The following is a 22,639-nucleotide window of genomic DNA, read 5'->3' on the forward strand; positions in this document are numbered from 1 at the left end:
CGCCTAGTGCCCGTTTTTCAGGCACATGCGCATTCTAGCTCCTCTCCAGATCGGCCCCGTCCGCATCGACAGCCCGGTCATCCTGGCGCCGATGACCGGCGTCAGCGACCTGCCGTTCCGCAAACTCGTCCGCCGCTATGGCTCCGGCCTGAACGTCACGGAGATGATCGCCAGCCAGGCCGCGATCCGCGAAACGCGGCAGTCGCTCCAGAAGCTGGCCTGGGATCCATCGGAGGAACCCGTGTCTATGCAGCTGGTCGGCTGCACTCCGTACGAGATGGGAGAAGCGGCGCGGCTCGCCGAGGATCGCGGCGCCGCGATCATCGATATCAACATGGGATGCCCGGTGCGCAAGGTGACCAGCGGCGACGCCGGCTCCGCGCTGATGCGCGACCTGAAGCTGGCGGCCGCGATCGTCGGTGGCGTGGTGAAGGCGGTCTCCGTTCCGGTCACGCTGAAGATGCGGATGGGCTGGTGCCATGACAGTCTGAACGCGCCCGAGCTCGCGCGGATCGCGGTCGACCTTGGCTCGAAGATGATCACCGTCCACGGCCGCACCCGCAACCAGATGTACAAGGGCAAGGCCGACTGGGGCTTCGTCCGCCGAGTCAAGCAGGCGGTGACGGTGCCGGTGATCGTCAACGGGGATATCTGCGTGCTGGAGGATGCGGAGGCCGCGCTTGACCAGTCCGGCGCGGACGGCGTGATGATCGGCCGCGGCAGCTATGGTCGCCCCTGGCTGCTTGGTCAGGTTATGGAGGGTCTGCGCACCGGCCGCCGCGTGCCGGACCCGTCGATCGACGAACAATACCGCACCATCGCTGTCCATTACGAGGCGATGCTCGACCACTATGGCATCGTCACCGGCGTCAACATGGCGCGCAAGCATATCGGCTGGTACACCAAGGGCCTGCCGGGCTCGGCCGAGTTCCGCAACGCCGCCAACCAGGAACCTGATCCCAACCGCGTTCGAGCGATGTTGGCGGAGTTCTATGCGCCCTGGCTCGAGCGCGCCGCCGCGTGAATCGACCGCAGAGCCCACCTGCTCCTCCGCCGCGGGTCAGGGGAGGGGCAGGGCTGCGGATGAATGCGTTGCCTGGCCAGGGCGGAGATCGGGAGGTCGGGCTCGGATGACCCAGCCAGGCTTCGCCGACTTCTTCGCGGCTCTTCCGGTCGCGGCCATTGCAGTCGACCCGAGCGACCGAATCGCCCATGCCAACGCGTTGGCGGAGCAGCTTCTCAACACCTCCGAACGCCAGATGGTTGGCCAGCCCCTCGCCGCGATCATGCCGCCGCCCGATCAAGGCGCTCCTCGCGATGGTCACGCCTTTGCGGCTTATGACACCGAAATCACGACGCCCCGCGGGCGGCTGCGCGTCGACTTCCACGAGGCACGGCTCCCGGATCATCCCGGTTGGCGGCTGATCACGCTTCACGAGGCCGCCGCCCGCCGCCTCGGCCACTCCGCCAACCGCGCGGCGGGCGCCCGCGCCGCAATAGGTGCCGCGCAGATGCTCGCGCATGAGATAAAGAACCCTTTGTCGGGCATCCGTGGCGCCGCGCAGCTCATCGGCGCGGGCGAATTGCCCGAGCTGATCGTCAACGAGGTGGATCGGATCGCCGCGCTGATCGATCGGATGCAGGACTTCAGCGACACGCGCCCGTTGCCGGTGGAGTCGGCGAACATCTATCCTCTGCTCGACCACGCCCGCAGCCTCGCGTGCGCCGGCTTCGCACGCGCCGTGCCGATCGAAGAGCGGTTCGACCCCTCGCTGCCTGCCGCGCTCGTCAACCGTGACGCCATGACGCAGATCCTGCTCAACCTACTCAAGAACGCCTGCGAAGCGGCGCGCGACACGCCCCGGCCGCGGCTCGCGATCACCACCGCTTACCGCCATGGCATGGCGGTGAGCGCCGGCCTCGGCCGCCCGCGCCGGCCGCTACCGATCGAGATTTGCGTGCTCGACAACGGCCCCGGCGCCCCCGCCGACATCGCCGACCACCTGTTCGACCCGTTCGTGTCCGGCCGCCCGGAGGGACAGGGGCTTGGCCTCGCGCTGGTAGACAAGCTGATGCGCGATATGGGCGGCACGGTCCAATATGCGCGAGAGGGGTCGCCCGAGCAGACCGTATTGCGCCTGCTTCTTCCTCGGGCGCCCGCATGAGCGCGGGCAAGCGCAGCACAGTCCTCGTGGTGGATGACGACGCCGCGATCCGCACAGTGGTGGCGCAGGCGCTCCGCCGGGCCGGGCACGAGGTCGTCACCGCCGACAGCCTCGCCGCCGCCGATCGGGCGCTTGCCGCCGCAACGCCGGACGTGCTCGTCACCGACGTCGTGCTGCCAGACGGCAACGGCCTCGATCACCTCGCCATCGTCGCGGAGCGCCACCCAGCACTCCCCGTGATCGTCCTTTCCGCGCGGAACACGCTCATCACCGCGGTGCGGGCGACAGAAGCCGGCGCGTACGAATATCTGCCCAAGCCCTTCGACCTCGATGCCCTGACCCAGGCCGTGGCAGGCGCGCTTGCCCGCGGCGGCATCGCGGCGCCCAGCGGGGAAGGGGAGGAGGAGGCCGGTCACGACCGGGCGCTGCCGCTGATCGGCCGCTCGCCGGCTATGCAGGACGTTTATCGCATCATTGCCCGTGTGGTTGCCAACGACCTGACCGTGCTCGTCTCCGGCGAGTCCGGCACCGGCAAGGAGCTGGTCGCGCGCGCCATCCACGACCTCGGCCCCCGCCGCGCCGCGCCGTTCGTGGCGATCAACATGGCCGCGATCCCGCGCGAGCTGATCGAGGCGGAGCTGTTCGGCTATGAACGCGGCGCTTTTACTGGCGCTGCGCAGCGCACCGCCGGGCGCTTCGAACAGGCGGCTGGGGGGACGCTCTTCCTGGACGAGATCGGCGACATGCCGCTGGAGGCGCAGACCCGGCTGCTGCGTGTACTTCAGCAGGGCCAATTCAGCACCGTGGGCGGCACCCGCGCGATCCGCGCAGACGTCCGCATCGTCGCCGCCACCAACCGCGATCTCGCCGTGCAGGTCGCCAGCGGAGCATTTCGCGAGGATCTGTTCTACCGGCTGAACGTCGTCCCCATTCAGCTACCCTCGCTGCGCGAGCGCCGCCAGGACGTACCGCTACTCGCGCGTCATTTCCTGGACAACGCCGCGGCGCAAGGCCTGCCCCGTCGCCAGCTGTCCGCCGGGGCCGTCGACGCGCTCGCCGCCTATGACTGGCCTGGCAACGTCCGCGAGCTCGAAAACCTGATGCGCCGGCTCGCGGTGCTCTCGCGCGACGAGGTGATCGAAGGGGACGCCGTTCACGCGATCATCGGCGCCGGCAGGGATGCCGGTTTGCCCGACCCCGGCATGGCCGTCTCCGTCCGTGCCCTGATCGAGCGGATCGCCCGCGAACGAGCCGGCGCGCTCGACGACGGCACGCTCTACGAACGCGTCATCGCGGAAGTCGAACGTCCCTTGATCGAGGCGATGCTGGCGCGACACGCCGGCAACCAACTCCGCGCCGCGCGCGCGCTGGGCCTCAACCGAAATACTTTGAGAAAGCGCCTAGACGCGCTTCGTATTGCTGTGCGGTCGGATGCCAGCGGGACGTGACGCCCGCCTGCTCAGGGGAAAGAGGCTCTTCAGAGATCAGCCTATTCCCGCGCTGACCGGTTGACCCAGGTTCAATATGTGCTTTCCTTGCAACAGGTGACGCTGTAGCGCAGCGGTGATGGCGTCGTCCGTGCTCGCTGAAGTCGATCGAGAGGAGCCCACCGCGCGCTCGCCGCTGACGCCGGTATTCCGCGCGTTAGCAGTCGCGGTAATCATCGCGATCGCCACCGCCAGCTACATCCTCGTCGCGCGACAGGGCAGCGGTACGCAACCATATAACCCTATCTTCATCGCGCTACTGCTGGTCGGTAACCTGATCGCGGGGTCGGCACTGCTGGTGCTGGTGGGTCGAGGCGTTGCGCGCCGGCGCGCGGCGCGTTCACCTTCCGGTGGCAACGGCCAGCTGCATGTCCGTCTCGTGGCGCTGTTTTCCACCGCTGCGGCGGTGCCGCTCGTGCTCGTCACGATCACGGCGTCCTTGCTGTTTCAGTACGGGAGCCAGTTCTGGTCTTCGCCTACAGCCCAGGCGATGCTGGGGAATACCCGGGAGCTGGTGCGCGCCAATTACACGCGCGAAGTCACCAACGTCGCCGCTGAGATGAAGGCCATGACCGGCGATCTTGCCAGCGCGCTGCGTGCGGTGCCGATCGACGACAAGACCTTCGTCGCCTTCCTGTTCGAGCAGGCGTATCGGCGCGAGCTTTCCGAAGCTATGATCGTTCGTCGCGGGGAGAAGGACCCGCTCGCCGTGGTCAATCCCTACAATCGGCCGCTGGTAAACGTTGTGACCCCTGCGATGATGCGGACGCTGGAAGGTGGAGAGCCCTCCGTCACGGTCGAGGAGCGCGATCGCATCGGTGTTTTGGTGAAGTTGGATTATGGTCCGCAAACATATTTGTATGGATCGCGCATCTTCGAACAGCAGCTCGCGACGCAGATGCGGCGCAGTGACGCAATATCGCGTGACTTCCGCGCCCTACAGTCACGTTCGCGTTCGCTCCAGTTGAGCTTCAACGCCGCGCTCCTCGCGACGTCCCTCTTAATCGTGGGCATCGCCGTCTGGATCGCGTTGCGGGTGGCAGATCGCATGATCCGACCGGTGAGCGAATTAGTGGGTGCGGCGAGGAGGGTCGCGGATGGCGACTTGGCAGCGCGGGTCCCCGAAACCGCCGCGCGTGATGAGGTCGGCACGCTGGGCCGCGCGTTCAACACTATGACTGGCCGCATACAACAGCAGAACGCGGCGCTCGACAGCCGCCGCGCGCTGATCGAAGCGGTGATGGCGGGCGTCTCGGCCGGCGTTGTCGCTACCGACGGCGACCGGGTCATCACTATTGCAAATGCGTCCGCCATCCGCCTGCTCGACGGCGCCGCCCTGCCGGGGCAGCCGCTGATGACGGCGGCGCCCGAGCTCGACCTGTTGGTGCGCGAGGGGCAGCGCGAGGCGATCGTGCAGGTGGGCAGGGAGGGGGACGCCGAGCAGCGAACGCTCGCCGTCCGCATCGCCCGTGCAGATGCAACTACCATCCTGACTTTCGACGACATCACTCAGCAGCAGCTCGACCAGCGCCGGGCTGCGTGGGCCGATGTCGCACGCCGTATCGCCCATGAGATCAAGAACCCGCTCACGCCGATCCAGCTCGCCGCCGAGCGCCTCCAGCGGCGGTATGGCGGCAAGGTGGACGCGGGCGACGCCACCTTCCAGAAACTTACCGATACCATCGTGCGTCAGGTCGGCGACCTGCGCCGCATGGTTGACGAGTTCTCCTCCTTTGCGCGGATGCCCAAGCCGGTGTTCCGCGACGAGCCTTTGGCCGACATCGCGCAGCAGACGCTGTTTCTGCACGAGGTGGCGCATTCCGGTATCCGCTTCGAACTCGTCGTTGGCGATCCCGGTCCGCATCTGGTCTGCGATCGGCGGCAGATCGGGCAAGCGCTGACGAACCTCCTCAAGAACGCTGCCGAGGCGATCGAGGAGACCGGCGGTAGCGAAGGTGTCGTAACACTGGCCCTGAGCGAAGCCGCAGGCAAGGTGTGCATCGAGGTGTCCGATACCGGGATCGGATTGCCGCCCGATCGCGACAGCATCGTCGAGCCGTATGTCACCCATCGCGCTCGCGGCACGGGGCTAGGTCTCGCGATCGTTAAGAAGATTGTCGAGGAACATCTTGGAACCATGACCTTCTCCGATCGAGAGCAAGGTGGTGCGACAGTCACCTTGACCTTCGACGCCGCTGCCTTACGCGAACGCGATGGTGGGGCATCTTCGGGAACTTCCGGCGAGGAATTCGCCCAGCTCATGCCAATGCGGACCTGAACTCATGGCGCTCGATATCCTCGTGGTCGACGACGAACAGGACATCCGCGAACTCGTCGCGGGTGTCCTCGAAGACGAGGGCTACGACTCCCGCTGCGCCGCCAACAGCGACGACGCACTAGAAGCGATCGCGGCCCGCCGCCCGTCGCTCGTCCTCCTCGATGTCTGGCTGCACGGCTCGCGGCTCGGAGGTCTTGAGTTGCTCGACGAGATCAAGCGCCGCGATCCGTCATTGCCGGTGCTGGTCATCTCTGGTCACGGCAACCTCGACACTGCCGTGGCGGCCATCCGGCGCGGCGCCGCCGACTTTATCGAGAAGCCTTTCGAAGCGGAGCGCCTGCTCCTGATGGTTGCCCGCGCCACTGAAACAGAGCGATTGCGCCGAGAGGTCGCCTCACTGCGGGCATCCGCCGGCCGGGACGTCGATCTGACCGGCAGCTCGAGCGCGATCAACACAGTCCGCGCGACGCTGAAGCGCGTCGCCGCTACGGGTAGCCGCGTCCTGATCATGGGCCCGGCCGGCGTCGGCAAGGAGGTGGCGGCACGACTGCTCCACGGCTGGAGCCAGCGCGCGGACGCACCCTTTGTCGTCGTTTCTGCCGCCCGGATGACCCCTGAGCGCGTCGAGGAGGAACTGTTCGGCGCCGAGGAGGGGGGCGATATCGTCCGCCCCGGCCTGCTCGAACAAGCGCACACCGGAACGCTTTTTCTCGACGAGATCGCGGACATGCCGATCGCCACGCAGGGCCGAATCCTCCGCGTGCTCACCGATCAAAGCTTCACGCGGGTCGGCGGCACCCGGGTCGTGAAGGTAGACGTGCGGGTCGTGTCCGCGACCGGTCGCGACCTCACCCACGAGATCGCCGAAGGGCGGTTCCGCGAGGACCTTTATTACAGGCTCAATGTCGTCCCGGTCCCGATCCCCGCCCTTTCCGAGCGGCGCGAGGACATTCCTGCGCTGGTCCAATACTTCGGGGCACATTATGCCAACGAGCGGCGCGTACCGACTCCGGAAATCGCGCCGGACGCGATGGTGGCGCTGCAATCCTACGACTGGCCCGGAAATGTCCGCCAGCTTCGGAATGTGATTGAACGTACGATCATTATGGCGCCAGGTGATCGAGTCGGTCGCATCGACCTGGACCTGTTGCCGGCAGAAGTCCTCGGCGACGATGGCTCGTCCGCAGGGGCGGGAGCGATGATGGGTGCCCCACTGCGTGAAGCGCGCGAGACCTTTGAGCGCGAGTATCTTCGCGTTCAGATCCGCCGTTTCTCCGGCAACATCTCTCGCACCGCCAGCTTCATCGGCATGGAGCGGTCTGCCTTGCACCGCAAATTGAAGCTGTTGGGGATCACCGAAACGCGCGAGGATTGATGGACGCGGTGAAGCTCGTAGCTTAGGTTGTCCCTCCCGATCGCACGGGGACAATCCGTCGCCAGGAACCGGCGCAACGCGGGGAAGACCCGCCAAGAACGAAGGGCAGCGGCATGGCCGACAAGCAAGGCTCTCTCCAAGACCTATTCCTCAACGGTGTCCGCAAAACCAAGACGCCGGTGACGATGTTCCTCGTCAAGGGGGTCAAGCTGCAGGGCATCGTCACCTGGTTCGACAACTTCTCGGTCTTGCTGCGCAGGGACGGGCAGTCTCAGCTGATCTACAAGCACGCGATCTCGACGATCATGCCGGCGGGGCCCATGGATGTAGCCGCCATCGTTGACGGCACGGGCGAGGGCAGCCGCAAGCCGCTGTTGCAGGACGTTTTCCTGAATGCGGTGCGCCGGTCCGATGAAAGCGTCACCATGTTCCTCATCAACGGCGTCATGCTGCAGGGATACATCGCGGGCTTCGACTTGTTCTGCATGCTGCTCACCCGTGAAGGCATGGCGCAGCTCGTGTACAAGCACGCGGTCTCCACCATCCAGCCGGCGCGGCCGCTGAACCTAGCGGAGGAGTCGGACGAGGTGGAAGATTGAGCATTGTAGATCAGGGCGGATTCGAGCGCGATCGGGGTGAGTTCGCCCGAGGGGCGAGGGCGCTGGTGGTGCTGCCGGATCAAGGCGACGCGCGGCGCGACGCGGATGCCCGGATGGACGAGACGGCCGGTCTGGCAGCCGCCATCGGGCTCGTCGTCGTTGACAAGGTGGCTCTCCGCGTTCGTCAGCCGCGTGCGGCGACGCTGATCGGCAGCGGTCAGGCGGACGAGTTGGCGGTTCGATGTCGGCAGCACGACGCGCAGTTGGTCGTGTTCGATGCCAGCCTTTCAGCGATCCAGCAGCGCAACTTGGAGACCAAGCTGGAGGCGAAGGTCATCGACCGCACCGGGCTGATCCTGGAGATCTTCGGCGAGCGCGCCGCGACCGCCGAGGGGCGGCTGCAGGTCGAGCTGGCGCATCTCGACTATCAAGCCGGCCGGCTGGTGCGGAGCTGGACCCATCTGGAACGGCAGCGCGGTGGCTTCGGCTTCCTGGGCGGGCCGGGCGAGACGCAGATCGAGGCGGATCGCCGGCTGATCCGCGACCGCATGGCGCGGCTACGTCGGGAGCTGGATCAGGTCAGTCGTACGCGCGGGTTGCATCGTGACCGCCGGCAACGCGCGCCGTGGCCGGTGATCGCACTGGTGGGCTATACCAATGCGGGCAAGTCGACGCTCTTCAATCGGCTGACGGGCGCCGACGTCATGGCGGAGAACCTGCTCTTCGCCACGCTCGATCCGACGTTGCGGCAGCTATCGCTGCCTGGGCTGGACAAGGCGATCCTGTCGGACACCGTCGGCTTCGTGTCAGACCTGCCGACGCAGCTCGTCGCCGCCTTCAAGGCGACGTTGGAGGAGGTGGTGTCGGCCGACCTGCTCATTCATGTGCGTGACGTGGCGCATCCGGATACCGAGGCGCAGCGGGCCGACGTCGAGGCGGTGCTGGATGAGATCGGCGTCAGCTCTGAGACTGCCCGTATCGAGGCATGGAACAAGCTGGACCTGGTCGACGCGGAACGCCGGCAGGCGCTGTTGGCCGACGCGGAGAAGCGGCCGGATGTTGTCGTTCTCTCGGCTTTGAGCGGGGAAGGGGTTGAGGAGCTTACCCGGCGCGTCGCGACCGACCTGACCGCGAGCCATCGCCGCTATACGATCGCGGTGGAAAGCTCCGACGGCGCGGCCGCGGCCTGGCTGCACTCGCATGGCGAGGTGCTGGGCCGTGAAGAGGGCGAGAGTGAGACGAGCTACGATGTACGGCTGTCGCCCGCCGACTATGAACGGTTCAGCCGCCGCTCCGCTTGACTGCGTTCCACAGCGCCTCCTTGCCGTCCAGCGGCAGGGCGGCGAAGGCTGCGCCCGCCTCTGCTTCCATCGCCTGGAAGCGGCGCTCGAACTTGCGGTTGGCGACGCGTAGGGCGGCTTCGGCGTCGACGTTCAGGTGGCGGGCCCAGTTGACCACCGCGAACAGCAGGTCGCCGACTTCCTCGGCCACGGCGTCGCCGGATGCCTCGGCGACCTCCGCTAGTTCCTCGTCGATCTTGGCGCGCGGGCCGGCGGCGTCCGGCCAGTCGAAGCCGACACGAGCGGCGCGCTTCTGCAGCTTCTCGGCCCGGATAAGCGCGGGCAGGCCGAGGGCGACGCCGTCCAGTGGGCCGGTCGCGCCCTTGGCCAGGCGCTCGTCGGCCTTGCTGCGCTCCCAGTCGAGCGCGTCCGCTTCGCCGAAGATGTGCGGGTGGCGGCGCTCCATCTTGGCAGAGATCGCGTCGGCGACATCGGCTAGGGTGAAGGCGCCGGTCTCCTCGGCGATGCGGCTATGGAAGACGACCTGGAGCAGGAGGTCGCCGAGTTCCTCCTTGAGCTCGGCGGGATCGTCGCGGGCGATAGCGTCGGCGACCTCATAGGCTTCCTCGATCGTGTAGGGCGCGATGGTCGACCAGGTCTGGGCGCGGTCCCAGTCGCAGCCGTGGACGGGGTCGCGGAGGCGGGCCATGATAGCAACGAGGCGATCAATCTTCTTCATCTTCTCGCACATCGCCGCAATACCGAAGCTAGTCCGATAATATGCATTATGTTAAGTCTTGCGGGTGGTGCGGGGTGAGGATGAGGGTGCGGCCCTCTACCCGCCAGGATTTCAGGCGTGACAGGAAGTTCATGCCCAGTACGTCGGTGCCGCCGAAGGCCGGCGACACGACGACGGGCAGATCGCGCGCCACGACGTTGCCGAGGCGGAGTTCCACGATGGTCGCGGTCTGGGCGGAGACCTGGCCGTTGGCGGTCTGGATCACCATCGGGAAGATTGGCTTGGCGACCTTCAGGCCTGCCGCAGAGGCGGTACGCGTGGAGAGCGCCGTCACCGTCGCGCCGCTGTCGATCAACAACCGTCGCGACACACCCCCGAGCGTCGCCTTGGCCCAGAAGTGCCCGTCCGGGCTCATCGTGATGCGCACCTCCTTGCCGACCACCTGCTGGTCCGACAGGTTGAGCGCGCTGGCGATCCGCGACAGATAAGGGTCGAAGCGTTCACGCTGCACGAAGACATAGGTCAGCACCAGGAACAGCGCGACCCAAGTGGCGAGCATCGTCACGACCCGCAGGATCGGCACACGCCGCGCGATGAGAGCAGATACAGGCAAAACCAACAACAAAGCGTAAATCAGCGCGTTCGGACCGAGTTGTTCCATCACACCGTGAACTCCTGCCCGTCATAGCCGGGCTCCACGCCCGCGGGCAGCCGGGCCGCTTCGGTGGTGTAGTCCATCGTGTGGTCCATGTGAATGAACGCGGTCCGTCCCGGCCGCAGCTCGTCCACCCAGCCGAGCACCGCCGAGACCGTCGGGTGCGTGGGGTGTGGCGCATGCCGCAGCGCGTCGACGATCCACACGTCCAAGCCGGTGTAGAGTTCACGCATTCCCGATGTCAGGTCGTGGAAATCCGTGGCGTAGCCGATGCTGCTACCCGCCGCCTCAAACCGAAGCCCGGTCGAGACGATGTTGCCATGCGGCTGATCGACGCTGCGGATGGTGAGCCCCCCGATCGTCAGCGTCGCGGGCAACACCTCGCCCGTCACCGTCGCCGGATAACCGTGCCGACCCGCGAAAACATACGCGAAGCGGTCGCTTATCGCCGCCAGGGTGTCCGCCCGCGCGAGCCCGCGCAACGGCCGGCCCGTCGCATGATAGATCTGCCGCACGTCGTCGATGCCGTGACAATGATCGGCGTGATCGTGCGTCCAGATGATCGCATCGACCCTGTCGACATCGGCGGCGAGCAGTTGCTCGCGCATGTCGGGGCTGGTGTCGACCAACACGCGAACGTCGCCATGGTCGACCAGCAGCGAGGCCCGCGTGCGCCGGTTGCGGGGCTCACTAGGATCGCAGGCGCCCCAATCGTTGCCCAGCCGCGGCACGCCCGACGAGGTACCGGAACCGAGAATGCGCGCTTTCACGCCGCCCTCTTCACGCCGGCAGGGTCTTGGCGAACAAGGTGTGGAAGTTCTCGGCCGTGCGCCGGGTCAGTACCTCCACGTCCTCGCCGCGCAGCCCGGCGAGGAAGGCAGCGGTGTCGGCGACGAACGCGGGCTCACCTGGCCGGCCCCGATGCGGAACCGGCGCCAGGAAGGGAGCATCGGTCTCGATCAGCAGCCGCTCGATCGGCAGCCGCGCGGCCGTTTCCTGCAGATCGCGGGCATTCTTGAAGGTCACGATCCCTGAGATGGAGATGTAGAAGCCCAGTTCCAATGCCTTGTCGGCGAAAGCTCCGGTGCCGGTGAAACAATGGATGACCGCGGGATAAGCCCCCTTCCCCAGCTCGTCCGTCAGGATGGCAGCGGTATCGTCCTCCGCATCGCGGGTATGGACGACCAGCGGCAGGCCGGTTTCGCGGGCTGCGGCGATATGGGCGCGGAAGCTCGCTTGCTGGCGGGCGCGGTCGCTGTGATCGTAATAAAAATCGAGACCGCTCTCGCCCAGGCCGACGACGCGCGGGTGGCGGGCGCGTTCGACCAGCTTCGCGGTATCGACATGGCCATGCTGGTCGGCCTCGTGCGGGTGGATGCCGACCGTCGCCCAGACGTCGGGCTCGCGCTCGGCGGTGGCGATCACCGCGTCCCATTCGCTCTCGCGCGTAGCGATGTTGAGCATCGCCGTGACCCCGCGCGCCCGTGCCCGGGCGAGTATGTCCGCCTGCTGCTCGTAGACGCCCTTGTAGTTCAGATGGCAGTGGCTGTCGGCGAGCATCAGGCTTCGGCCGGGAGTTCGAGGCGCGGAAAGGCCCCCGTCGGGGCAGCGATCCGAAAGCCGCTCGCAGCGGTTCGCGCGTACCAGCCTTCGTCGTCCACTGCGGCGTGGTCGCGCGCGCCAGCGTCAGCTGAATCGCCGAGCTGATCCAGCACCTTGCCGGCACCGTCCGGCACCACCGGCAGGATGACGATCGCGAGCATCCGGATCGCGCGCACCAGGGTGCGAAGGACCGCGTGCATGCGTTGGGGATCGGCCTTGCGCAGCGCCCAGGGGGCAGCTGAGTCGATATAGGCGTTGCAGGCGAAGACGCCGCGCATCCACGCCTCGATGCCCTGCGACAGGAGCAGGTCATCGAACGCGGTGCGCAAGCCGGCGCAGGCGACCACCACCTCCTCGATCAACATCGCGTCCGCGTCGTCGGCCCTGCCGGTGTCCGGGAAGGCGCCGTCCAGGTTCTTGGCGATGAACGAGAGCGTCCGTTGCGCCAGATTGCCGAAGCTGTTGGCGAGTTCGGCGTTGACGCGGGTGACGATCGCCTCGGCGGAGTAGCTGCCGTCCTGGCCGAAGCTGACCTCGCGCAGGAAGAAATATCGCAGCGCGTCGACCCCGAACGCATCGGCGAGTGCCATCGGATCGACGACGTTGCCGACCGATTTCGACATCTTCTCGCCGCGGCTGAGCAGGAAGCCGTGGCCGAACACGGACTTGGGCAGCGGCACGCCGGCGGACATCAGGAACGCCGGCCAATAGACGGTATGGAAGCGGACGATGTCCTTGCCGATCAGGTGCAGGTCGGCGGGCCAGAATCGGTTATCCGACGCGGTGTCGGGCCAGCCGGTTCCGGACAGATAACTGGTGAGCGCGTCGACCCAGACGTACATGACATGACCGGGGCTATCGGGAACGGGTACCCCCCAGTCAAAGCTGGTGCGCGAAACCGACAGGTCCGACAGCCCGCCCTCGACGAAGCGCATCACCTCGTTGCGACGGCTGTCGGGGCGGATGAAGTCGGGATTGGCGGCGTAGAGGTCGAGCAGCGGCTGCTGATATTTGGACAGGCGGAAGAACCAGGTCTCCTCGGTGGTCCATTCGACGGGTGTGCCCTGCGGGGACAGGCGTTGATCGCCCTCCCCGGTCAGCTCGCCCTCGTCATAATAGGCCTCGTCGCGGACCGAATACCAACCCTCGTAGCGGTCTAGGTACAGGTCGCCCTTGTCCGCCATCCGCCGCCAGATTTCCTGGCTGGCGCGATGATGCTCCGGCTCGGTGGTGCGCAGGAAGCGGTCATAGCTGATGTTGAGCCGGTCGCACATGGCGCGGAACAGCGCCGACATCTCGGCGGCGAAGGCGGCGGTCTCCTGGCCGGCGGCACGGGCGGCCTGCGCCATCTTCAGGCCGTGCTCGTCGGTGCCGGTCTGGAACCGCACGTCCCTGCCCGCCTGACGCTGGAACCGCGCGATCGCATCGGCGGCGATGGCCTCATAGGCGTGGCCGATGTGCGGGCGGCCGTTGGGGTAGCTGATCGCGGTGGTGATGTAGAAGGGCTCGGCCATGCGGGGCGCGGTAGCAGAGGGTGGCGTGGGGCTGAACCCTTGTTGGCGACGGGCAGATCTGCCTTCCAACCCTCCCCGGCGAAAGCCGGGTCCCAGATGCGATCGTCCTACAGAGCTTAGGTCTTGTTCCCGGCGCGGCCGACTGGGCCCCGGCTTCCGCCGGGGAAGGTAGCTGCTCACTGGCGGCAGTCTTTCACAACTCCGGTTTCGCTCAGCTACGCGGAAGCTCCGCGAGTAGCCCTGCCATCTCCCACACCGTCGCTTGCGGGTCGAGCGACAGGCCAAGTGCGGCGCCGGCGGCGTCGCGGGCACGGGCGTGGGCGTCGAGGGTGCGGGCGAGCGCGGGACCGCTGCGGCGGCGGGCCTGGTGGGCGATATAGGCGGGGACGCGGTCCAGAAACGCCTCGTAGCGCGGCTGGGCGGCCTTGCCCGTTAGGGCGCGCGCCAGCGCGCTGCGGCGCGCATTGTCCGGGTCGCCATCGGCCGCGATCGCGGCGATCGCGGCGTCGAGGCCTTTTACGTCGAGGCCGGCGAGACGCAGCGCGCGGCCGGGGGAGCCCTCCCCTGCCGCGACCAGGGCGGCGAGCTCATCGGCGTCGAGGGTCGGGTCCGCCTGGCGCAACGCAATAGCCATCTCGGCATCGTCGAGCGCGCCGAAGCGGAGCAGGCGGCAGCGCGAGCGGATGGTGGGGAGCAGGCGGCCGGGAGCGTGGCTGACGAGCAGAAAGATCGTGCCGGGTGGCGGCTCCTCCAGGCTCTTGAGCAGCGCGTTGGCGCCGCCGGGCTCGAGATCGTCGACCGCGTCGATGATGACCGCGCGGCGCTCGCCCATCGAGGGGCGGACGGTGAGCGCCGTGCGGAGCCAGCGGATCTGGGCGACGCGGATGCTACGCGCGGGCGGCTCGCCCTCCTTGCGCTCGTCATAGGGAACAAGCTGGTCGGGCTTGGCCCAATGTTCGCGCTCGACGAGCTTGAAGTCGGGATGGGCGCGGGCGGCGATCATCTCGTCGCGGTGGAGACCGCCGCCCACCAGCTCCGCGCCGGCCTGGCGGGCGAAGCTGCCCTTGCCGACGCCTTCAGGGCCGGCGATCAGCCATGCATGGTGGAGGGTGCCGCCCGCCGCCGCGGCGGCGAAGGCTCCTTGCGCGGCGGTGTTGCCGACGAGGCTCAGCCGAACAGACCGGTCAGCCCGGCCCAGGCGCGGCCGAAGAAGCCCGCCTCCCCGACCGCTGCCTCTGCGACCAGCGGCAGGCGCTGTTCGGGCAGGCCGGAGCTGGTGACGACGAGGTCGGCGACGTGCGCGCCCTTGGCGATCGGCGCCTTGAGCGGGCCCTGATAAACGATCCGCGCCTGCATCTGTGGCACCGCGCCGGATGGCAGCGCCACCTTCAGCTCCTTGGGCGCCACCAAGCCGACCTCGCCCTCATCCCCGAGCTGCACCTCGGCCTCGCCGACCCGCTTGCCGGCGCCGACAATCGGCTTCGCCTGCCAGGCGCGGAAGCCCCAGTCCATGAACTTGACCGATTCCTCGATGCGGCCGTTGAAGCTGGTCAGCCCCGCGACGACCATCACCAGCCGGCGGCCATTCTGTTCGGCCGAGCCGGTGAAGCCGTAGCCGGCCTCTTCGGTGTGGCCGGTCTTGAGCCCATCCGCACCCGCGACACGGCCGAGCAGAGGGTCGCGATTGGCCTGGGTGATCGCCGCACCGGCGCCCAGCGTCTTGCCCCAGGTGAATTCCTTGAGCGAATAGAACCGCTTGTAGAGGTCCGGATGGTCGCGGATCGTCGCGGCGGCAAGCGTCGCGAGGTCGCGAGCGCTGACAAAGGTGACGCCGTTGTCGGGCCAGCCGTTGGAATTGCCGAAGTGGCTGTTGGTGAGGCCGAGCCGCTTGGCGGCGTCGTTCATGCGGTCGGTAAAGGTCTGCTCGGTGCCGGAGATGCCCTCCGCCAGCACGACGCAGGCGTCATTGCCCGACAGCGTGACGATGCCCTTCAACAGATTGTCGACGCTGACCTGCTCGTCGACCGACAAAAACATGGTCGATCCCGCCTCCGGCCCGTGCCACCGACGCCATGTTTCGGGGCGGACCGGAAAGGTCTGGTCGAGCTTGAGTTCGCCCTTCTTGAGCATCTCGAAGGCGACATAGACGGTCATCATCTTGGCCATCGATGCCGGCGGGATGCGGCGGTCGGCGTCGCGGGCATAGAGCACCGCGCCGCTCGACAGGTCCTGCATGAACGCGATCGGCGCGGTGCCGGGGAATTGCGGCGCGGCGGCGACCGAGGGCACTGCGAGGAGAAGGGCGGCGAACGGCAACATGCGGGTCATGGCGAGATCCTATGGGGCGACGGCGTCGGCGAGCAGGCCGACCGAGAGCGCGTAGAAGTTGGAGCAGTTATAGTCGAGGATCGCGCGATAGTTCGAGGTCAGGAGATAGGCGGTCGCGCCCTCCCCGTCCGGCTCGATCAGCGTCGCGAGCACGCGGTCGGCGGGCCAGCGGGCGCCCTGTGGCACGATGCCCGCCGCGCGCCACTCGGCCATGCTGCGCCAGCCGGAATGGCGGACGAACACGCGCGGGCAGCGCGGCGCGACGAGGCGGGTGCGCATGCTAATACGGTCGAAGCCGGCGGGAACGCTGACCGCCAGTCCCCAGGGCTCGCCGGCGCGCCAGCCAGCGTCCTGAAGGTAGGCGCCGATCGAAGTCAGCGTGTCGACCTCGCTGGTCCACAGATCAGCGAACCCGTCGCCGTCGCCGTCGCGGGCGAGACGGAGATAGACCGACGGCAGGAACTGCGGCCCGCCGAACGCGCCCGCCCAGCTGCCGCGCATCTTCTCGCGTGGGACGCCACGCTCGAGCATCTTGAGCGCGGCGATGAACTCGCCCGCGAACAGCGATCGGCGGCGGCCCTCATAGGCAAGCGTGGCGAGGCTGCGGAACAGGTCGTAGCGGCCGGTGACGGCACCATAGGCGCTCTCATGACCATAGATCGCGAGGGCAATGGCGGCGGGCACACCGGTGCGGCGCTCGATCTCGGCCAGACGCGACTGCTGGCGTGCGTACACGCGGCGGCCGCCGCCGATGCGGGCGGCATCGACATGGGCTGCCTTGTAGGGGGCGAACGGACTGAAGGTGGTGGTGCTGACCGGCGCCGGTTGCGCGCGGTCGTTGCGGATTGTCTGCGGGTCGAGCGTGAGCGTCGGCAGCACCGCGTCGACCGTCCCGAGCCTCACCCCCGCCGCGATCGCCTCGGCCCGCAAGGTCTGGAGGTACGCCTGGAAGCCGCTCTCGTCGTCCTGCGCCACCGCACCACCCGAGGCGAACAGCAACGCCGCCGCCAGACCGTTCTTCAACCACGCCAACATGGCCGACCTTGTCGCATGGCATGCGGGAGCCGGGAACCCGGTTTGTCGCGCCTCTTGCACGAAGTGGCGCGGTCGCCCTATCGGCAACGGCGCGCGGAGAGGTGGCCGAGTGGTTTAAGGCAGCGGTCTTGAAAACCGCCGTGGGTGCAAGCTCACCGTGGGTTCGAATCCCACCCTCTCCGCCACTATAGAGCCGCCGGCTCTTGCGTAGCCCCCGCTTCGCCAGTGCGACGGGCCACCCAGCGTGCGCGGGCGGCGTTGACCGGGCGGTCGAACCAGCGCCAGACGATGTACGATCCGCTCAGCACGAGCACCCAGCCCGCCAGCAGGTACGGCAGCCGGTTCGCGATGGAGCCGCCGACCGCGCTAAGCCACACGAAGACCGGCCAGTGGGCGAGATAGATGATATAGGACAAGTCGGCCTGCATCCGGTCCGTACGGCCGCTCGGCTGGGCGGTGGTGTAGATCGCGAATGGTATGGTGGCGACCGCCGCGACGATGTTCAGCAATGGGTTCCAGGCGAACAGCGGCGTCGGATTGGCACCGCCGAGCAAGGCTCCGGCCCAGGGGCTGAGCGCGAGCGCAATCAGGCCGAGTACGACCAGCCCGGCCGACACCGTCGCGAGCGCGCGGTTCGGTCGCCAGTCGGCGGCGGAGGCGAGCAGGCCGGCGCCGAAGAAGGCAAGGTAGCTGGGCAGCACCGGGCGGGTCATGGTGAGCGCACCGGCGAGCGAAACGACGGTCAGCCCGGCCGCGACGACCAGCCGGTTGCGCCGAACCAGCACCGCAAGCAGCGGCGCGAGCAGATAATATTGCACTTCGATGTCGAGCGACCAGGCCGGCGCGACAGGAAGATAGTCGAGCCAGCTATAGCCGAAGATGAAGAGACTGGAGAACGCGACGTGCACCAGACGACCCTGCGCAATCGTTCGCCATTCGACGCCGAGCAGCAGGCTGAGCGCGACGACCACCATGCCTACCAGCGCGAAGGTGGGCATCAGCCGCCATGCGCGGCTGAGCAGGTAGGTGAGGTACGGCCGGCGGGCGTGGCGGTAACGCGCCATCCACATGCGATCGACCCAGAAGCCGCTCAGCACGAAGAAGACGTAAACGGCGTACTTGCCGAGCCCCAGCCGCGAACAATGGTGCGCGAACACGAGCAGAGCCAGGAACAGCCTGAACGCGCCGGGACGGTCGGGCATGAACGCCCGTGCCCACGTCGCGCCGCCGAACCGCGCCGTCGCCTTTGCTGTCATCTGGTCGCACCCCTCGGGCGCGCATGGCATGGCCGTGAACGCGTCACAAGATCGGCAGCTGCCCTTTACGGGCAGACCGCCGACGCTCGGCGCGCCCTTAACGGCCCTTGAGCGTGATGCCGCCGCCGAAACGCTTGTTGAAGCGCGCGACCTGGCCGGCCTGGTCGAGCATGGTGCCGCGGCCGCCGGTCCAGGCCGGATGCGCGAGCGGATCGATCTCAAGCGTCATCGTGTCGCCCGCCTTGCCCCAGGTGGAGCGCGTCTCGTACACGGTGCCGTCGGTCATCTGCACCTTGATCAGGTGGTAGTCGGGGTGAATATCGGCCTTCATGGTCATGCTCCGAATATGGCTGGTTCCGACCAGCCTGGAAGAGGCGCGCGCCTAGCGGGCGCGGCCGGTGTTGTCAAAGTCGGCGCTACGCCGGTTTCGGCGGATCGGCGATCATGGCGGTGAAGTTCGCCTCCGCCGCCAACTGGCCGTCGATCGTCGCGCGCCCTGCGAACTTGCAGACGCTGGAACGCTTCTGGACGAACTCGACTTCCAGCCGGAGGAGGACGCCGGGCTCGACCGGCTTGCGGAACTTCGCGCCGTCGATCGCCATGAAGTAGACCAGCTTGCCCGAACCCGCGAGGCCCAGGCTCTCGACGGCGAGGATGCCGGCCGCCTGCGCCATTGCCTCGACGATGAGGACGCCGGGCATGATCGGACGGCCGGGAAAGTGGCCCTGGAAGAAGCCTTCGTTGATCGTCACCGCCTTGATCGCAGTGATCGAGCGGTCGGGAACCAGCGTCTCGACCCGGTCGACCAGCAACATGGGATAGCGGTGGGGCAGTGCGGCCATGATCCGCCCGATGTCGAGCGGACCGATCGCCTCCCTGCCCGCTTCCGCCATCAGCGGCCGCCGGTGCGTGCCGGGGTGGTCGCGGGCGCGGCCGCGGCCGGGCGCGCCGCCTGCTGCTGGCCCGGCTGCCAATTGGCGGGCACGGCGGTGCTCACCGACGGCACCAGCCGGTCGAGCTCGGTCGTGACCGCCGCGGTGATGTCGGCGGTCGGCTGCGTGAACAGCACCGCCTGCGGCGACACCAGCAGGCTGACGTTGCGCTGACGCACGACGGTCTGCACCGCCTCGCCCAGTCGGGCCTGGATCTGCTCGATGGCATAGGCCTGCGCGCGCTCGGCCGGGGCGGTCAGGCGGGCGAGCTCCTGCTGGCCGGCGGTCTGCTTGGCCTGAATCGCCTGCAGCTGCGGACGCAGCGACGCCTCGGTGGCGCCCGGCGCGCGCTGCGCGGTCTGGAACTGCGTCACCAGCGGCTGCAGCTCCGCTTGGATCGCGCGCGAGCGGGCGTCGGCCTGATCGATCTGCGCCTTGTAGGTGGTCTGGATCTGGGTGCGCGCGGCGGCCCAGGCGCGGGTGTTGCCGATCGCGCCCTGCGGATCGGCGACGGCGACGCCGTTCACCTGCGCGGCGGCGGGCGCGACGAGGGCGGCCGGCGCGACCAGTGCGGCGGCGAGAGCGAGCTTGGAAAGAGTGGACATCAGAACTGTGTTCCTACGTTGAAGGTGATGAGCTTCGTGTCGTCACCGGGTTGGGTAATCAGCGCCCTGGCGACGTCGATGCGCAAGGGGCCGAAGGGTGAATTCCAATTGACGCCGAAGCCGACGGAAAGGCGCGGCTTGGCAGAACTGCCGAGGAACCGCTCCAGAAAGGGCTGCGTCCCCGGCGCGACGGTGTTCAGCTCCGCCCCGACACAGGCCGCGCCGGCAGTCGCCGCGAAGCCCGCGGCGCAGGTGGTCAATCGCTGCTGCGGGCCGGTCGAGCCCTCGGGCGTGAAGACGTTGACGAACAGCGGGTTGCCCGCGGCGTCGACCGCCTGCAGCGGCTGCACCACGCCGTTGACGACCGGGAACACGGCGGTGGGCAATGGCCGGGTGATCCCGAACAGGCTGCCAGCCTGCAGGTACACGGACGGCCTTAGGCCGAGCTCGCGCGCGCCGGAGCCGAGCGGGATCTCAAGCTCCAGCCGGCCCAGATAATATGCGCGCCCGCCCAGTGCGTCATCGACGATCCGCGCCTGATCGGTCTGCAGCGTCTGCGCGCCGGTCGTCGGATCGGTGATGTACTCGATCCGCTGCACGCGCGGGCCGACGCCGCGGATGTCGAAGCCGCGGAACTGCGGCTCCCCCAGGTAGAAGCGATCGGTGATGCGAACCCGGTCGATGCCCGGTCCGCGGCTCTTCTCGAGCGAGCGGATGAAACCACCCTCCGCCACCGCCGACGCGATGAAGCCGCCGCCGACCGTCCAGTATTTAGAGAAGTTCGCGGTCGCCCGGACGTATTTCACGTCGCCACCCAGCCCCGCCAGATCGGCACCGAACGAGAAGCGCGAGCCGGCGCTCGGGCGCAGGCGGCTGTTAAGGCTATCGTTGATGATCGAGAAGCCGACCGACGATGTGTAGCGATTGCCGATCGAATCGCAGAGATATCGTCCGGCCTTCAGGGGGTCGCAAAGCCCGGCGGTGAAGTACGTCCCCTCATCCAGTCCGACCTCGTCGTAGGACAGGCCGTAACGCCCTGACAGCGACCAGAACTCGGTCAGCGGCACGCCGAGGCGGACCTGGAACCCTGTCGAGACCTGCGAATAGGTGGTGCGACGATCCTGGCCGGAAAAGCCGAAGGAATTATAATCGCGCCGGAACAGGTCGACGCCGACCGCGATGTTGCGGTCGAACAGATAGGGCTCGGTGAAGCCGAGCTCGAGCGACTTCGAGTAACTGGAATAGTTGACGCCGGCGCGCAGCTCCTGGCCCTTCCCGCGGAAGTTGCGCTGGGTGATGTTCGCCTGGATGATGAACCGCTCAAGGCTTGAGTAACCGGCCGACAGCTGCAGCTCGCCGGTCGACTTCTCCTCGACATTGGCCTCCAGCGCGACGCGGTCTGGCGCGGAGCCCGGGACCTGCTTGATCTCGAACTTATCCTGGAAGAAGCCCAGGCTGTTGATGCGGTCCTGCGAACGCTTGACCTGGAAGCTGTTGAACGCGTCGCCCTCCGCCAGCCGGATCTCGCGGCGGACGACCTTGTCTTGGGTCTGCGTGTTGCCGTTGATGTCGACCCGCTCGACATAGGTGCGCTGCGCCTGCGCGATGTTGAAGTTGAGCGACATCGTCAGCGCTTCGCGATCCGGCACGAACTCCGGCGCGACCTCGGTAAAGGCATAGCCGAACAGCCCGGCCGCCTCGCTCAGCTGGTCGACCGAGTCCTCGACCTGCTTGGCGTTGTACCATTCGCCCTTCTTGGCCGGGATCGCGGCCGCCAGCGCCTTGTTGTCGAAGTCACGGATCTGGCTGTCGACCGTAATGTCGCCGAACTTGTAGCGCTTACCCTCTTCGACGACATAGGTGATGATGAAGTCGCGCTTGTCCGGCGTCAGCTCGGCGACGGCGGAGATGACGCGGAAATCGGCATAACCCTCGGTGAGGTAGAACTGACGCAGCTTCTGCTGGTCGTAGTTGAGCCGATCCTGGTCATAGGAGGTGCCCGACGACAGGATGCGGAACAGGCGCGCCTGCTTGGTCGCCATCTGCCCGCGCAGCTTGTCGTCGGAGAAGACCTCGTTGCCGAGGATGTTGATCTGCCGCACCTTGGACTTGGCGCCCTCGGTGATCTCGAACACCACGTCCACGCGGTTCTGGTCGAGCGTCACCATCTTCGGCTCGACGACCGCGGCGAAGCGGCCCTGGCGACGATACAGCTCGACGATCCGCGCCACGTCCTGACGGACGGCGGTGCGGGTGAAGATCTGGCGCGGCTTGAGCTTGATCTCCTTGTCGAACTTGTCCTGCTTGAGCGCCTTGTTGCCCTCGAAGATTACGCGGTTGATGATCGGGTTCTCGCGCACCCGCAGGACGATATCGCCGCTCTCGACGCCGGAGATCGAGAAGTCCGCGAACAGGTCGGACGCCTGCAGATCCTTCAGCGCCTGGTCGAGCGTCTCGGCGGTATAGGGCGTGCCGACGCGCAGGCGGGTGTAGGACAGCACGGTGTCTGGCTCGATCCGCTGCGAACCCTCGACGCGCAGCGTCTTGATAGTGCGCGCGGCGGCGTCTGTGATCGGCGCGGCCGCGGCGGGCTGCGGCGCGGGCAGCTGCTCGGCGCGGGCATTGGCGGGAACGCCCGGCCGCGTTTGCGCCGGATTGGCAGGGGTCGGAGCGCTCTGCGCCGCCGCCATGCCGGGCACCCCCGCGACGGCGGTGCCGACGAGCAGCAGGGTCGCGAAAGAACGCGCGCCGTTAGGAACCTTGGAAACCGTCACTCGTTAACCCCAACC

General features: G+C 67.6%; 19 protein-coding genes, 1 tRNA gene and 2 pseudogenes. 9 read left to right on the plus strand and 13 right to left on the minus strand.

The annotated features are described in order from the left end of the window. Positions 1 to 25 precede the first annotated feature (25 nt). From dusB to hflX, 8 genes and pseudogenes are all read left to right on the plus strand, one after another. Positions 26 to 1,024: a tRNA dihydrouridine synthase DusB gene (gene dusB / locus VFQ64_RS09365; protein WP_325103021.1), complete on the plus strand. Its 999-nt coding sequence runs from the start codon at positions 26 to 28 to the stop codon at positions 1,022 to 1,024. Positions 1,025 to 1,130: 106 nt separating this feature from the next. Further along, the gene (locus VFQ64_RS09370) at positions 1,131 to 2,165 is read left to right on the plus strand and encodes a two-component system sensor histidine kinase NtrB (protein ID WP_325103022.1); all 1,035 of its coding nucleotides are present in this window, start codon (positions 1,131 to 1,133) and stop codon (positions 2,163 to 2,165) included. Further along, positions 2,162 to 3,613, plus strand: coding sequence for a nitrogen regulation protein NR(I) (ntrC, locus tag VFQ64_RS09375; protein ID WP_325103023.1), 1,452 nt, complete (start codon positions 2,162 to 2,164; stop codon positions 3,611 to 3,613). Before VFQ64_RS09370 ends, ntrC begins: the two co-directional genes overlap by 4 nt. A 118-nt stretch (positions 3,614 to 3,731) precedes the next feature. Beyond that, positions 3,732 to 5,384: pseudogene (locus VFQ64_RS09380) on the plus strand (HAMP domain-containing protein); the annotation flags it as partial. Positions 5,385 to 5,537: 153 nt separating this feature from the next. Beyond that, positions 5,538 to 5,930 (plus strand): annotated as a pseudogene (locus VFQ64_RS15615) (sensor histidine kinase); the annotation flags it as partial. Between the two features lie 4 nt (positions 5,931 to 5,934). After that, positions 5,935 to 7,305, plus strand: coding sequence for a sigma-54 dependent transcriptional regulator (locus tag VFQ64_RS09385; RefSeq protein WP_325103025.1), 1,371 nt, complete (start codon positions 5,935 to 5,937; stop codon positions 7,303 to 7,305). A 53-nt stretch (positions 7,306 to 7,358) separates the two neighbouring features. After that, positions 7,359 to 7,904: an RNA chaperone Hfq gene (gene hfq, locus VFQ64_RS09390; protein ID WP_325103431.1), complete on the plus strand. Its 546-nt coding sequence runs from the start codon at positions 7,359 to 7,361 to the stop codon at positions 7,902 to 7,904. After that, complete coding sequence (gene hflX / locus VFQ64_RS09395; protein ID WP_325103026.1) at positions 7,901 to 9,205, plus strand: GTPase HflX; 1,305 nt, start codon at positions 7,901 to 7,903, stop codon at positions 9,203 to 9,205. The genes hfq and hflX overlap by 4 nt, the downstream gene beginning before the upstream one ends. On the opposite strand, the gene mazG is transcribed toward hflX, so the two are convergent. The 8 genes from mazG to VFQ64_RS09435 all read right to left on the minus strand — a co-directional run bounded on the left by mazG (position 9,186) and on the right by VFQ64_RS09435 (position 17,057). Further along, complete coding sequence (gene mazG / locus VFQ64_RS09400) at positions 9,186 to 9,893, minus strand: nucleoside triphosphate pyrophosphohydrolase (RefSeq protein ID WP_325103027.1); 708 nt, start codon at positions 9,891 to 9,893, stop codon at positions 9,186 to 9,188. The two genes, hflX and mazG, sit on opposite strands and share 20 nt — an antisense overlap. A 76-nt stretch (positions 9,894 to 9,969) precedes the next feature. Further along, a complete protein-coding gene (locus tag VFQ64_RS09405) occupies positions 9,970 to 10,536 on the minus strand; it encodes a retropepsin-like aspartic protease family protein (RefSeq protein ID WP_325103028.1) in 567 nt (188 codons plus the stop codon). A gap of 47 nt (positions 10,537 to 10,583) precedes the next feature. After that, complete coding sequence (locus VFQ64_RS09410) at positions 10,584 to 11,348, minus strand: MBL fold metallo-hydrolase (RefSeq protein WP_325103029.1); 765 nt, start codon at positions 11,346 to 11,348, stop codon at positions 10,584 to 10,586. A gap of 10 nt (positions 11,349 to 11,358) precedes the next feature. Beyond that, a complete protein-coding gene (locus VFQ64_RS09415) occupies positions 11,359 to 12,138 on the minus strand; it encodes a TatD family hydrolase (RefSeq protein ID WP_325103030.1) in 780 nt (259 codons plus the stop codon). Continuing rightward, entirely contained in the window at positions 12,138 to 13,694 is a 1,557-nt protein-coding gene (gene metG / locus VFQ64_RS09420; protein WP_325103031.1) for a methionine--tRNA ligase, read from the minus strand. The genes VFQ64_RS09415 and metG overlap by 1 nt, the downstream gene beginning before the upstream one ends. A 211-nt stretch (positions 13,695 to 13,905) precedes the next feature. Beyond that, a complete protein-coding gene (locus VFQ64_RS09425; protein WP_325103432.1) occupies positions 13,906 to 14,865 on the minus strand; it encodes a DNA polymerase III subunit delta' in 960 nt (319 codons plus the stop codon). Continuing rightward, on the minus strand, positions 14,862 to 16,022 hold the full coding sequence (locus tag VFQ64_RS09430; protein WP_325103032.1) for a D-alanyl-D-alanine carboxypeptidase family protein: 1,161 nt from the start codon (positions 16,020 to 16,022) through the stop codon (positions 14,862 to 14,864). The genes VFQ64_RS09425 and VFQ64_RS09430 overlap by 4 nt, the downstream gene beginning before the upstream one ends. Before the next feature lie 9 nt (positions 16,023 to 16,031). Further along, positions 16,032 to 17,057 (minus strand): lytic murein transglycosylase, encoded by a 1,026-nt coding sequence (locus VFQ64_RS09435; RefSeq protein ID WP_325103033.1) that lies wholly within the window; start codon positions 17,055 to 17,057, stop codon positions 16,032 to 16,034. A 95-nt stretch (positions 17,058 to 17,152) separates the two neighbouring features. On the opposite strand from VFQ64_RS09435, the gene VFQ64_RS09440 reads away from it, so the two are divergent. Then, positions 17,153 to 17,242, plus strand: a tRNA-Ser gene (locus VFQ64_RS09440). On the opposite strand, the gene VFQ64_RS09445 is transcribed toward VFQ64_RS09440, so the two are convergent. From VFQ64_RS09445 to bamA, 5 genes are all read right to left on the minus strand, one after another. Then, entirely contained in the window at positions 17,243 to 18,313 is a 1,071-nt protein-coding gene (locus VFQ64_RS09445; RefSeq protein ID WP_325103034.1) for an acyltransferase, read from the minus strand. Between the two features lie 97 nt (positions 18,314 to 18,410). Continuing rightward, positions 18,411 to 18,644 carry a 50S ribosomal protein L31 gene (rpmE, locus tag VFQ64_RS09450; protein WP_325103433.1) on the minus strand — a complete coding sequence of 78 codons (234 nt, stop codon included), beginning with the start codon at positions 18,642 to 18,644 and terminating at the stop codon, positions 18,411 to 18,413. An 85-nt stretch (positions 18,645 to 18,729) separates the two neighbouring features. Then, entirely contained in the window at positions 18,730 to 19,206 is a 477-nt protein-coding gene (fabZ, locus tag VFQ64_RS09455; protein ID WP_325103035.1) for a 3-hydroxyacyl-ACP dehydratase FabZ, read from the minus strand. After that, positions 19,206 to 19,850 carry an OmpH family outer membrane protein gene (locus tag VFQ64_RS09460; protein ID WP_325103036.1) on the minus strand — a complete coding sequence of 215 codons (645 nt, stop codon included), beginning with the start codon at positions 19,848 to 19,850 and terminating at the stop codon, positions 19,206 to 19,208. Before VFQ64_RS09460 ends, fabZ begins: the two co-directional genes overlap by 1 nt. Beyond that, on the minus strand, positions 19,850 to 22,540 hold the full coding sequence (gene bamA, locus VFQ64_RS09465; RefSeq protein WP_325103434.1) for an outer membrane protein assembly factor BamA: 2,691 nt from the start codon (positions 22,538 to 22,540) through the stop codon (positions 19,850 to 19,852). Before bamA ends, VFQ64_RS09460 begins: the two co-directional genes overlap by 1 nt. Positions 22,541 to 22,639: the final 99 nt, after the last annotated feature.

The organism is Sphingomonas sp., assembly GCF_035714405.1.
Taxonomy (GTDB): Bacteria; Pseudomonadota; Alphaproteobacteria; order Sphingomonadales; family Sphingomonadaceae; genus Sphingomonas.